At 70.5% G+C, this 11686-nt stretch carries 11 protein-coding genes; 5 read left to right on the top strand and 6 right to left on the bottom strand.

What is annotated here, in order from left to right; translation table 11 throughout:
- Positions 1-15 precede the first annotated feature (15 nt).
- The 3 genes from pheA to SVTN_RS19375 all read left to right on the top strand — a co-directional run bounded on the left by pheA (position 16) and on the right by SVTN_RS19375 (position 3530).
- The gene (pheA, locus tag SVTN_RS19385) at positions 16-951 is read left to right on the top strand and encodes a prephenate dehydratase (RefSeq protein WP_041130244.1); all 936 of its coding nucleotides are present in this window, start codon (positions 16-18) and stop codon (positions 949-951) included.
- Between the two features lie 486 nt (positions 952-1437).
- The gene (serS, locus tag SVTN_RS19380) at positions 1438-2727 is read left to right on the top strand and encodes a serine--tRNA ligase (protein ID WP_041130243.1); all 1290 of its coding nucleotides are present in this window, start codon (positions 1438-1440) and stop codon (positions 2725-2727) included.
- Positions 2724-3530, top strand: a complete 807-nt coding sequence (locus SVTN_RS19375) for an HAD family hydrolase (RefSeq protein ID WP_041130242.1) — start codon at positions 2724-2726, stop codon at positions 3528-3530. Before serS ends, SVTN_RS19375 begins: the two co-directional genes overlap by 4 nt.
- A 132-nt stretch (positions 3531-3662) precedes the next feature.
- Here the strand turns inward: SVTN_RS19375 and SVTN_RS19370 are convergent, their stop codons facing one another.
- Positions 3663-4367, bottom strand: coding sequence for a rhomboid-like protein (locus SVTN_RS19370; RefSeq protein ID WP_041130241.1), 705 nt, complete (start codon positions 4365-4367; stop codon positions 3663-3665).
- A 35-nt stretch (positions 4368-4402) separates the two neighbouring features.
- Positions 4403-5806 carry a dihydrolipoyl dehydrogenase gene (gene lpdA / locus SVTN_RS19365; RefSeq protein ID WP_041130240.1) on the bottom strand — a complete coding sequence of 468 codons (1404 nt, stop codon included), beginning with the start codon at positions 5804-5806 and terminating at the stop codon, positions 4403-4405.
- Between the two features lie 135 nt (positions 5807-5941).
- Here lpdA and SVTN_RS19360 point away from each other — a divergent pair, with 135 nt between their 5' ends.
- The gene (locus tag SVTN_RS19360; RefSeq protein ID WP_041130239.1) at positions 5942-6622 is read left to right on the top strand and encodes a FadR/GntR family transcriptional regulator; all 681 of its coding nucleotides are present in this window, start codon (positions 5942-5944) and stop codon (positions 6620-6622) included.
- The gene (locus SVTN_RS19355; protein ID WP_041130238.1) at positions 6619-7911 is read left to right on the top strand and encodes a CynX/NimT family MFS transporter; all 1293 of its coding nucleotides are present in this window, start codon (positions 6619-6621) and stop codon (positions 7909-7911) included. The genes SVTN_RS19360 and SVTN_RS19355 overlap by 4 nt, the downstream gene beginning before the upstream one ends.
- Positions 7912-7928: 17 nt before the next feature.
- Here SVTN_RS19355 and SVTN_RS19350 read toward each other — a convergent pair whose 3' ends face one another.
- From SVTN_RS19350 to SVTN_RS19335, 4 genes are read right to left on the bottom strand one after another with little or no spacing between them, the layout of a single operon-like run.
- Positions 7929-8648: an ABC transporter permease gene (locus tag SVTN_RS19350; RefSeq protein ID WP_041130237.1), complete on the bottom strand. Its 720-nt coding sequence runs from the start codon at positions 8646-8648 to the stop codon at positions 7929-7931.
- Between the two features lie 16 nt (positions 8649-8664).
- On the bottom strand, positions 8665-9576 hold the full coding sequence (locus SVTN_RS19345; RefSeq protein ID WP_041130236.1) for an ABC transporter ATP-binding protein: 912 nt from the start codon (positions 9574-9576) through the stop codon (positions 8665-8667).
- On the bottom strand, positions 9573-10463 hold the full coding sequence (locus tag SVTN_RS19340; RefSeq protein WP_041130235.1) for an ABC transporter permease: 891 nt from the start codon (positions 10461-10463) through the stop codon (positions 9573-9575). The genes SVTN_RS19345 and SVTN_RS19340 overlap by 4 nt, the downstream gene beginning before the upstream one ends.
- Positions 10460-11416, bottom strand: coding sequence for an ABC transporter ATP-binding protein (locus tag SVTN_RS19335; RefSeq protein ID WP_041130234.1), 957 nt, complete (start codon positions 11414-11416; stop codon positions 10460-10462). The genes SVTN_RS19340 and SVTN_RS19335 overlap by 4 nt, the downstream gene beginning before the upstream one ends.
- Between the last annotated feature and the right edge of the window lie 270 nt (positions 11417-11686).

Below are 11686 nucleotides of genomic sequence, written 5' to 3'. Positions count from 1 at the left end.
CATTAGGGTGACGGTATGTCCGCCACCCGGTACACCTATCTCGGCCCCGAAGGCACCTTCACCGAAGCGGCGCTGCGCACGCTGCCCGAGGCCGCGACGCGGGAACTCGTCCCGATGGTCTCGGTCCCGGCCGCCCTCGACGCCGTACGGAACGGGGAGGCCGCCGCCGCGCTCGTCCCGATCGAGAACTCGGTCGAGGGCGGGGTGACCGCGACCCTGGACGAGCTGGCCTCCGGCGAGCCGCTGATGATCTACCGCGAGGTGCTCCTCCCGATCGCCTTCGCGCTGCTCGTCCGGCCCGGGACCAAGCTCTCGGAGATCAAGACGGTCACGGGCCATCCGGTGGCCCAGCCGCAGGTCCGGAACTGGCTGCGGGAGCACCTGCCCGAGGCGGTGTGGGAGTCGGCCGCCTCCAACGCGGACGGGGCGCGTCTGGTGCAGGAGGGCCGGTTCGACGCCGCCTTCGCGGGGGAGTTCGCTGCGGCGACCTACGGTCTTGAGGCACTGGTCACCGAGATCCACGACGCGGAGAACGCCGAGACCCGGTTCGTGCTGGTGGGCCGGCCGGCCCGGCCCGCGGCTCCGACGGGCGCGGACAAGACCTCGGTGGTGCTGTGGCTGGGTGACGATCATCCGGGTGCCCTCCTCGAACTGCTCCAGGAATTCGCGGTGCGCGGGGTGAACCTGATGCTGATCCAGTCCCGGCCCACGGGAGCGGGGATCGGGAACTACTGCTTCGCCGTGGACGCCGAGGGCCATATCTCGGACCGGCGGGTGGGCGAGGCGCTGATGGGCCTGAAGCGGATCTGCCCCAAGGTGCGGTTCCTCGGCTCGTACCCGCGGGCGGGTGTCGCGGTCGAGGACGTGCGGGCGCTGCGGCGCGGGACTTCGGACGTGGAGTTCATGGAGGCCTCCGACTGGCTGGCGAGGGCCCAGGACGGTCGGGCCTGATCCGATGGTGGACGAACGCTCCCGGCAGCGTGAGCGTTCGTCCACAGGTACGGGTCACTAGTCCTACCTGCATACTTTTCGGTTACCCACAGAAGTTATCCACAGGATCACGTCAGGCCTGGGGACAAGTCGACACCGCGCGGGGGCAAGGTCGACAAATCGGCCCACTCACCCCCCGCCCCTCCGTGCGTCATCCACAGCGCTTCACAGGCGCCCTCGTCATCACTCCTCTGTCGACCCACTCGTTGGAGCGATCAATTCCCACCCAAATGAGTGCGTCAATGGCGTTTGATCACGGAATTCCCAGGCGCGATGAGGGAAATCCACGGGAGCGGCCCCATAGTCCACAGATCTTCCGCACAGCCTGTGGATAAGTGAATGCGGAGACCCGGCGATCAGTCTTTCCCCAGGCCTCAATTCGGGCAAAACAACACGCGCACCTTTATCGGGTGGGGGCACGTGAACGCGCACCGGTAGCCTGGTGGGGTGATTGACCTTCGCCTGCTCCGTGAGGACCCCGACCGTGTTCGCGCCTCCCAGCGCGCCCGTGGAGAGGACGTCGGCCTCGTCGACGCCCTGCTCTCCGCCGATGAGCGGCGCAGGTCGTCCGGCGTCCGCTTCGACGAACTCCGCTCCGAGCAGAAGGCGCTCGGCAAGCTGATCCCCAAGGCCTCCCCCGAGGAGCGCGCCGAGCTCCTGCAGAAGGCGGAGCAGCTCAAGACCGACGTCAAGGCCGCCGAGGCCGAGCAGAACGAGGCCGACGAGACGGCCCGCGCGCTGCTGCTCCAGCTCGGCAACATCGTCCACCAGGACGTCCCCGTCGGCGGCGAGGAGGACTTCGTCGTCCTCGAGACGCACGGCACCATCCGCGACTTCGCGGCCGAGGGCTTCGAGCCCAAGGATCACCTGGAGCTGGGCGAGGCGCTCGGCGCCATCGACGTCGAGCGGGGCGCCAAGGTCTCCGGCTCGCGCTTCTACTACCTGACCGGCGTCGGCGCGCTCCTGGAGCTCGCCCTGGTCAACGCGGCGATCGCCCAGGCCACCGAGGCCGGCTTCATCCCCATGCTGACCCCGGCGCTCGTCCGTCCGCGCGCCATGGAGGGCACCGGCTTCCTCGGCCAGGCCGCGGAGAACGTGTACCACCTGGAGAAGGACGACTACTACCTCGTCGGCACGTCCGAGGTGCCCCTCGCCGCGTACCACATGGACGAGATCATCGAGGCCGACAAGCTGCCGCTGCGGTACGCGGGCTTCTCGCCCTGCTTCCGCCGCGAGGCCGGCACGTACGGCAAGGACACCCGCGGCATCTTCCGCGTCCACCAGTTCGACAAGGTCGAGATGTTCTCGTACGTCGCGCCCGAGGACGCGGAGAACGAGCACAAGCGGCTCCTGGAGTGGGAGAAGCAGTGGCTGACCTCCCTGGAGCTGCCGTTCCAGGTCATCGACGTCGCCACCGGTGACCTCGGCGCCTCCGCCTCCCGCAAGTTCGACTGCGAGGCGTGGATCCCGACGCAGGGCAAGTACCGCGAGCTGACCTCCGCGTCGAACTGCGACGGCTTCCAGGCCCGTCGCCTCTCCGTCCGCATGCGCGACGAGCAGGGCGGCAAGAAGACGGTGCAGCCGCTGGCCACCCTGAACGGCACGCTGTGCGCCGTACCGCGCACGATCGTGGCGATCCTGGAGAACCACCAGCTGGCCGACGGTTCGGTGCGGGTGCCCGAGGTGCTCCGTCCGTACCTCGGCGGCCGTGAGGTCCTGGAGCCGATCGCCAAGTGAGCCCCTTCCCCTACCGCCTGGTCGCGACGGACCTCGACGGCACGCTGCTGCGGGCCGACGAGTCCGTCTCGGACCGCACGCGGGCCGCCCTCGCCGCCGCGACGGCGGCGGGTGCCGCGCACATCGTGGTCACCGGCCGGGCGGTGCCCTGGACCCGGCACATCCTCGACGACCTCGGCTACCAGGGGATCGCGGTGTGCGGGCAGGGCGCGCAGGTCTACCACGCCGGTGAGCACCGGCTGCTGACCTCGCTGACCCTGGACCGGCAGCTCGCGGGGCTCGCCCTCTCCAAGATCGAGGCGGAGGTGGGCCCGCTGGCGCTGGCCGCCAGCCGCGACGGTCTGGACGGCGAGGTCCTGATGGGCCCCGGCTACCGGGCGCATGAGGGGCCGCTGCCCTACGTGGCGTACGAGGACCCGGCGGAGCTGTGGTCGGCGCCGCTGACCAAGATGTACCTCCAGCATCCGACGCTGGGCGACGACGAGCTGACCCGGATCGCGCGGGAGACGGTCGGCGGGCTCGTGGACGTCGTCATGGCGGGGCCCGGCATCGTGGAGATCCTCCCGCTCGGCCTGAGCAAGGCGACCGGTCTGTCGCTCGCGGCGCGCCGGCTCGGCGTGAAGGCCGCGGAGACGATCGCCTTCGGCGACATGCCGAACGACATCCCGATGTTCGGCTGGGCGGCGCACGGCGTGGCCATGGGCAACGCGCACGAGGAACTGCGGGCGGTGGCGGACGAGGTGACGGCCTCGAACGAGGAGGACGGCATCGCGGTCGTCCTGGAGCGCCTGCTCTCGGTCTGACCGCCCGGATTCCGTACGAAGGCCCGCTCCCCGGGGGGAGCGGGCCTTCGCGGGTTCACGGCCTCGCGCGGACCTTCGGTCCGCGCGCTCGAAGCGGCCGCGCCCGGGGAATCCCCCGTTTCCCCCGTGCAACTAGTGTGCGCCGGGCGGATGTTCGGGTACCACTGGTTTTCCCGGGGGCGGTGGACACCGGGTCAGCGGGTAGCAGGCCAGGCCGATCACGAGGGAGATCGCGTGGCCGAGGTCGGTGTACGTGCGGTCGGCGGCCAGCGGTACGAGGAAGAACGCGAGGACCGCGGCGAGGTAGAACCAGCGCCAGGGGTTCGGCAGCCGGTAGGTGAGGATCCCGGCGGAGGCGGCGAGCCCGTAGCTGACCCCGATGTCGACGACGTGGGCCATGCTGCGCGGCACGTCGTGGAGCCGGATGGCCACGAGGACCACCTGCTGGCTGATGAGCGTGGCCGCGATGTGGGCGGTGGCGACGGTGAAGAGCCATTTCGGGGTGCCCAGCCAGCGTTCCACGGGGGCGTGGAAGACCTCGAAGAGCACCGCGTACAGGAGCAGGTCGGCGGGGTCCTCGATCCAGAACGCGCTGCCGAGCAGGGCCCGCATCGGATGGTGCGCGAGCTGGTGGAGATTGCTGCTGTTGCGGTGGAGGAGATAGGTCTCCAGGCCGTGGGGGGCGAGCGCGATGACGAGGCTGGTGATCGCGATGACCGCCAGCCACACATGCGTACCGGGTGACGAACACACCCACGACCTGATCGGCCGGGACGGTTCGCCACCCGGAGGGGTTTCGCCGGGAGGGGCTCCACCCGGAGAGGTTTTGCTCGGCACCTTTCAGTGCCTATCACCCGAGGCCGGGAGAAACCTCAGAAATTGATCATGTGTCCCGCAATACCGTGGATCGCTTCCTTCACGGCCTCGCCCAGGGTCGGGTGCGCGTGGACGTTCCGGGCGACCTCGTGGACCGTGAGGTCCCACTGCTGGGCCAGGGTCAGCTCGGGCAGCAGCTCGGTGACGTCGGGGCCGATCAGGTGGGCTCCGATGATCTCGCCGTACTTCGCGTCGGCGACGATCTTGACGAAGCCGGTGGCGTCGCCGAGGCCGTGCGCCTTGCCGTTCGCGACGAACGGGAACTTGGCGACCTTGACGTCGTAGCCCTTCTCGCGGGCCTGCGCCTCGGTCCAGCCGAAGCTGGCGATCTGCGGCTGGCAGTAGGTCGCGCGCGGGATCATCGGGTAGTCGAGCTCCATCGTCTCGGCGTCCCCGATGGTCTCGGCCGCGATGACGCCCATGGCCTCGGCGGTGTGCGCGAGCATCAGCTTCGCGGTGACGTCACCGATGGCGTAGATGTGCGGCACGGAGGTGCGGCAGCGGCCGTCGACGTCGATCGCGCCGCGCTCGGTGAGGGCGACACCGGTGTTCTCCAGGCCGTAGCCGGAGACGTTCGGGGCGAAGCCGATGGCCTGGAGGACCTTGTCGGCCTCCAGGACCTTCTGGACGCCGTCCTTGCCGGTGACGGTGACGCGGACCTGCGGGCCGGACTCGTCGATGGCCTCGACGCGGGTGGAGGTCAGGACGTCGATGCCGAGCTTGCGGTACTGCTTCGCCAGCTCCTTCGACACCTCCTCGTCCTCCAGCGGGGCGACCCGGTCGAGGAACTCGACGATCGTGACCTTGGTGCCGTAGTTGTTCAGCACGTACGCGAACTCGATGCCGATGGCGCCGGCGCCGGCGATGACGATCGACTTCGGGGCGTCCTCGGCGAGGATCTGCTGCTCGTACGAGACGACGCGGTCGCTGAGGGACGTGCCCGGGAGCAGTCGCGGGGAGGCACCGGTGGCGATGATGCAGTTGTCGAAGGTGATCGTCTCCGAGGTGCCGTCGGCCTTGGCCACCTGGAGGGTGTTCGCGTCGAGGAAGGTGCCCCGCCCGTTGAACTCGGTGATCCCGTTCTTCTTCATCAGGAAGTGGACGCCCTTGACGCGGCCGTCCGCGACCGAGCGGCTGCGGTTGAACGCCTCGCGGTAGTCGAAGGTGACCGTGCCGTCGACCTTGATGCCGAAGGTCTTGGCCTCGTGGTTGAAGATGTGGGCGAGCTCGGCGTTGCGCAGCAGCGCCTTGGTGGGGATGCAGCCGACGTTCAGGCAGACACCGCCCCAGTACTTCTCCTCGACGACCGCGACCCGCTTGCCCAGCTGGGCGGCGCGGATGGCGGCGACGTAGCCGCCGGGGCCAGCTCCGAGTACGACGACGTCGAAGCGGTCTGACATGACTGACTCCCGAGGGTGGTGAGGGTGTTCGGCACACGTACGAGCCCACAGTAGTCCGGTCGCTGCGGCCCGGCCGGGGAGGCGAGGGAGGTCACTTGTAGGATGACTGGGCAACCGGGCGAATAGGGGATTTCCATGGCACTCAAGGCGGCGGGGCGGACCTCGCTGGTGGACTCCGTGGTGGAACAGCTGCGCACGCAGCTCACCGAAGGGGAGTGGGCGGTCGGCGACCGCATCCCGACCGAGCACGAGCTCGCGCAGCAGCTCGGCGTGGGCCGCAACACCGTCCGCGAGGCGGTCCGGGTCCTCGTCCACGCCGGCCTCCTGGAGTCCCGGCAGGGCAACGGCACCTTCGTCCGGTCGACCGCCGACCCGGCCGCCGTGCTCCGCGGCGTCCGGCACGCGGGCGCGGTCGACGTCCTCGAACTCCGGATCGCCCTGGAGGCCGAGGCCGCCCGGCTCGCGGCCGCCCGGCGCGACACCCACGACCTGCTGCGGCTGCGGGCCGCCCTGACCACGCTGCGGGAGGAGGGCGACCGGGACGCGGACGCGGACCTCGCCTTCCACCTCGCGGTCGTCGGCGCCACCCACAACGCGGCCTTCGTCGAGGTGTACCGCTTCTTCTCCACGCAGGTACACGAGGTCCTGGTGGAGGCCCTCGGCGACCGGGAGATGCCCCCGGTCGACATCGACGCCCACGAGGCCCTGGTGGCGGCCGTCGAGGCCGGCGATCCGGAGGCGGCGGAGCGGCAGGCCCGCGAGCTGCTGCGGGTGCCGATGGAGACGACCGTCGCGCTGATGGAGCAGACCCGATGAGGACCGAGGAAGAGGCCCGCGTACTCGTCGACGCCGAGGCCGGGGTCCGGCGCCCGGCCGAGGGGACGGCGGCCCGGCGCGCGGCCGAGGGGGCGGCGGCCCGGCGCGCGCTGCTCGCGCACCCGGCGGTGCTCCTCGTCGGCATCGTGCTGGCCTCGCTGAACATGCGGGTCGCGCTCGCGAGCGTGGCCCCGCTGGTCGGCGAGATATCCGCCGCCTTCGGGCTCTCGTCCACCGCGAGCTCGCTCGTGACCTCGGTGCCGGTGCTGTTCCTCGGCCTGGGCGCGCTGGTGGCGCCGTGGCTCGGGCGCCGGTTCGGCGCCGAGCGCGTGCTGTTCGCGGCGCTCCTGCTGCTCGGCGCCGGCGTCCTCGCGCGCGTACTGCCGTCCGTGTACGCGCTGTACGGCGGCGGGATCCTCGTCGGCACCGCGATCGCCCTGCTCAACGTGCTGATGCCGGGCCTGATCAAGCGTGACTTCCCGGACCGCGCGGCCTCGATGACCTCGGTCTACACGGGCGCGATGATCGCCGGTGCGACGGTCGCCGCGGCGGCCGCGGTCCCCCTGGAGAAGGCCCTGGGCGGCGGCTGGGAGGCCTCGCTGGGCTTCTGGTCGCTGCTCGCCGCGGTCGCGGCCCTCGCCTGGCTCCCGCAGGTGCTGATCGCCCGCGGACGTACGGGACACGAGGTACGGACCGTCCCGGCCGGCGGCGCCCGCCCGGTGAGCGTCTGGCGCTCGGCGCTGGCCTGGCAGGTCACCCTCTTCATGGGCCTGCAGTCGCTGTGGTCGTACGTGCTGATCGCCTGGATGCCGACGATCTTCACCGACCACGGGATGAGCCGCTCCACGGCCGGCATGATCTTCGCCTTCAACAACCTGATCCAGGTCGCCGGCGCCTTCGCGGTGCCGCTGCTCGCCGGCCGGATGCGCAGCCAGCGCCCGCTGATCGTGCTGGTCACGACGCTGGTCGCGGCCGGTTACGCCGGGCTGATGGTGGCACCCGTGGAGGGTGCCTGGCTCTGGTCGGCGGTCCTCGGAATCGGTCAGGGCGGCGCCGTCGGCCTCGCCCTGACCCTGATCGTGCTGCGCTCCGGGGACGCGGTGACCGCGGCCCGGCTGTCCGGGATGGCCCAGACGATCGGCTATCTGCTCGCCGCCGCCGGGCCGCTGGCGGCCGGCGCCCTCCACCAGGCCACCGGCTCCTGGACCCTGCCGATCTGCGTGGTCCTCGCCGTCTGCGCGGCGGCCGCGGGCGTCGGACTGCTCGCCGCCCGCGACCGTACGGTCTGACGTTCCGTCCGGGGCTGCTACTCCTCGCCGGCCAGCTTCAGGGTGCGCAGCTTGTGGCCGGCGAACCAGGTGGCGCCGAGGGTGACGGCGACGAGCAGCACGGTCGCCGTCGGCAGGGCCACGTCCGAGTGGACCAGGCCGTCGCCGGTGACCTTCTCGGCGAGCGCGAGCGCCCACTGCTGGACGCTGAGGGTGCGGGCGCCGGAGATCAGGGAGCCGAAGAGCGCCTCCCAGACCAGGGCGTAGACGAGGCCGATCACCACGGCGTGCCGGCTGACCGTGCCGAGCAGCAGGAAGAGCGCGCTGTAGGCGATGGAGGCGACCAGCGCGGCGACCGTGTAGGCGACGGCGACCTGCTGCCCGTTCCCGTTCAGGATGAAGCCGGCGATCAGCGTCGGCACGGCCGAGAAGACCATGGTGACGGCGATGGCCACGTACAGCTTGGTGGTGATGATCGTCGTCCGCTTCACCGGCTTGGAGAGCAGGTAGACGATGGAGCCGTCGTCGATCTCCGGGCCGATCGCGCCCGTGCCGGCGATGACGCCGATCAGCGGGACCATCGTGGCGAGCCCGAAGCCGCCGAGGAGGTCGGCCGCGACCTGGTCGTCCGCGCCGTTGAGCACGCGGACGGCCGTGGCGATGACCAGGAGCAGGCCGGGCAGGAGGAAGAGGATCGCCGCGCGTCGGCGGCCGAGGAGGGCCCGGTAGGTGAGCCGGGCGACGGTGGGGTCGTACATCGGGGTCGTACTCCTTTCAGGCCGCGACGAGATACGAGAAGACGGATTCGAGGGACTCGTCCGAGGGCGAGACCGTGAGGAGCCGGATGCCCCGCTCCTTCGCGACCTTCGGCAGCAGCTCGGTGAACCGTCCGAAGTCGACGGCCTGGATCCGCAGTCCGCCGTCCACCGCGTCGACCTCGATGCCGGCCGTGGACGGGTCGGCGATCAGCGCGGCGGCGAGCGCCCGGTCGTCGCTGGAGTGGACCAGGTAGCGGTGCGGCCGGTCCGTCATCAGCCGACGGATCTTGCGGAAGTCGCCGGAGGCCGCGTGCCGTCCGGCCACGATCACCTCGATGTGGGAGGCGAGCTGCTCGACCTCCTCCAGGATGTGCGAGGAGAACAGGACCGTGCGGCCCTCGGCGCCCATCCGCCGCAGCAGGTCCATCAACTGCATGCGCTGGCGCGGGTCCATGCCGTTGAACGGCTCGTCGAGCAGCAGCACGGACGGCTCGTGGACGAGGGCGGAGGCCATCTTCACGCGCTGCCGCATGCCCTTGCTGTACGTGGCGATCTTCCGGTCCTGCGCGTACTCCATCTCGACGGTCGCCAGGACCCGTTGGGCCTCCGCCGCGCCGAGGCCCTGGAGTTCGGCGTTGGCCACGACGAACTCGCGGCCGGTGAGGAAGTCGTACATCGCCTCCCGCTCGGGGACGACGCCGATGGAGCGGTAGACCGACTCGTTGCGCCAGACCGGCTGGCCGTCGAGGGTGACGCTGCCGGTGGAGGGGTCGAGGAAGCCGCCCATCATGTTGATGAGGGTGGACTTCCCGGCGCCGTTGGGGCCGAGGAGGCCGGTGACGCCGGGGCCGATCGACATCGTGATGTCGTTGACCGCCACCACGTTTCCGAACCAGCGCGAGACGTGGTCGATGTGCAAGGTGCTCACAGTCCGACCTTTCGGTAGCGGCGCATCAGGATGCCGTAGCAGGCGGCGACCAGCGCGAGGACGGTCAGCAGGTAGACCACGCCCACGCCGGCGCTTACCTGCATCTCGCCGGGGAAGGAGGCGGGAGCGCCGAGGAAGGCGTTCTGCAGGCCGATGACGAGGGTGAGGGGGGAGAAGAGGCCGATCCAGACGATGGAGCCGGTGTTCTCGGTGGCGTAGGAGATGCCCTGGAGGGTGGAGACCGCGCCGTAGGAGATGGTGAGGACGGCGATCACGGCGGCGACGCCGAAGCCGCGGCGCGGGGTGAGCGCGGCCATGACCAGGCCGATGCCGGCGAAGAGCACCGACAGGACCGCGACGGAGACGAGGCCCTGGCCGAACAGCTTGGCCTGCTCGGCGAAGTCCATCTTGGCCAGCATCGAGCCGATCCACATGATGAGCAGCGGGGTGACGGTGAGGACGAAGAGCGCCGAGGCCATCGCCGCGTACTTGGCGAGGACGTAGTCCACCCGCTCGATGGGGCGGGAGAAGTACAGCGGGACCGTCCGGAACCTCAGGTCGCGGGAGACCGACTGGGGGGCCTGGGAGGCCAGGAAGACGGCGATGACGAGCTGGAGGTAGACCGCGTACTGGGTGTACTCCATGAAGAGCTTGTCGGCCTTGGTGTACACCGAGATCGCGACGATGATCAGCGCGGGCGCGCACATCACCGCGAAGAGCAGCATCGGCAGCACCTTCGACTTGGCGCTGCGGCCCAGGCCGTACGCGCCGCGCAGCGACTGCGAGAACAGCGACCTGCGCGCGTACGCCCGGCCGAGGCGCGGGCCGTCGTAGGACCGGTAGCCGATGTTGTGGATCTGGGTCGTTTCGGGGGCCTGGGAGCTCATCGAGCCGGCACCTCCTCCTGGTCCTTCGCCTTGAAGACCTCGGCGATGTGGTGGCGGCGCTGCTCCATGCGGACGAGACCGAGGCCGAGGCCGGCGACGGTGTCCCGCACGAGGTCGTACGTCTCCTCGCCGGCCGCCTCCAGGAGCAGGATGTGGCCGGCGCCCGGCAGACCGTCCTCCACGCCCGCGTGGATCGTGACGCCGGCGGCGGCGAGGGCGGCGCGCAGGGCGCCCGTGCCGTCGGGGTGACTGTCCGAGTCGGTGACCTCGACCGCGAGCGTCGTGGTGGTCCGGGTGAAGTCGCTGGTGGAGCTGGACCGCAGCAGCTTTCCGCCGTCGATGACGACCACGTGGTCGCAGGTCCGCTCCAGTTCGCCCAGGAGGTGCGAGGTGACGAGGACGGAGATCCCGAAGTCGGTCCAGACCCGGCGGATCAGCCCGAGCATCTCGTCCCGGCCGACCGGGTCGAGGCCGTTGGTCGGCTCGTCGAGGAGCACCAGCTTCGGGTCGTGGACCAGCGCCTGGGCGAGCTTCACCCGCTGCTTCATGCCCGTCGAGTAGCCGCCCATCGGGCGGTAGCGCTCCTCGTACAGGCCGACGTGGCGCAGGGTGTCCGCGGTCCGCTCGCGGGCGGCGGTCGCGGGCAGCCCGGACATCCGCGCCATGTGGACGACGAACTCGGTGGCCGAGACGTCCGGCGGGAGGCAGTCGTGCTCGGGCATGTACCCGACGCGCTCGCGGATCTCGGGGCCGTGCGTCCGGACGTCGAGGCCCAGGACCCGGGCGCTGCCCTCCGTGGCGGGGGAGAGTCCGAGCAGGATTTTGATCATCGTGGACTTACCGGCTCCGTTGGCACCCACAAGTCCGGTCACACCGGGCCCGATGTCCAGGGAGAGCCGGTCGAGAGCGGTCACCCGGGGGAACCGCTTGCTGAGGCTTTCGGTGGCGATCACAGTCACGCTTCGACGGTAGTGGCGTGCGCCACAGCAGTCGTCAGCCCAACGGCTCGATCCTTCTCCCACTTCAGGAGTACAAGCCCGTAGGGGCGTCGAGACGAAAGTCTTTCTCCACAGGCCGGCGGTCGGTCTTCCCGCCGTCTTTCCGCCGTCTTTCCGCCGGACTTTTCCACAGGCCGCCGTCCGACCCCTTGACTCAGCCGCCGGGCATTGTCACATTCATCGGTGTCAAGTTACGGACGCGTAGCGCAGCCGGGCGCTCACACG

Source organism: Streptomyces vietnamensis (assembly GCF_000830005.1).
GTDB lineage: Bacteria > Actinomycetota > Actinomycetes > Streptomycetales > Streptomycetaceae > Streptomyces > Streptomyces vietnamensis.
The sequence above is the reverse complement of the archived record's forward strand: the minus strand, read 5'-3'. Positions and strand labels throughout refer to the sequence as shown.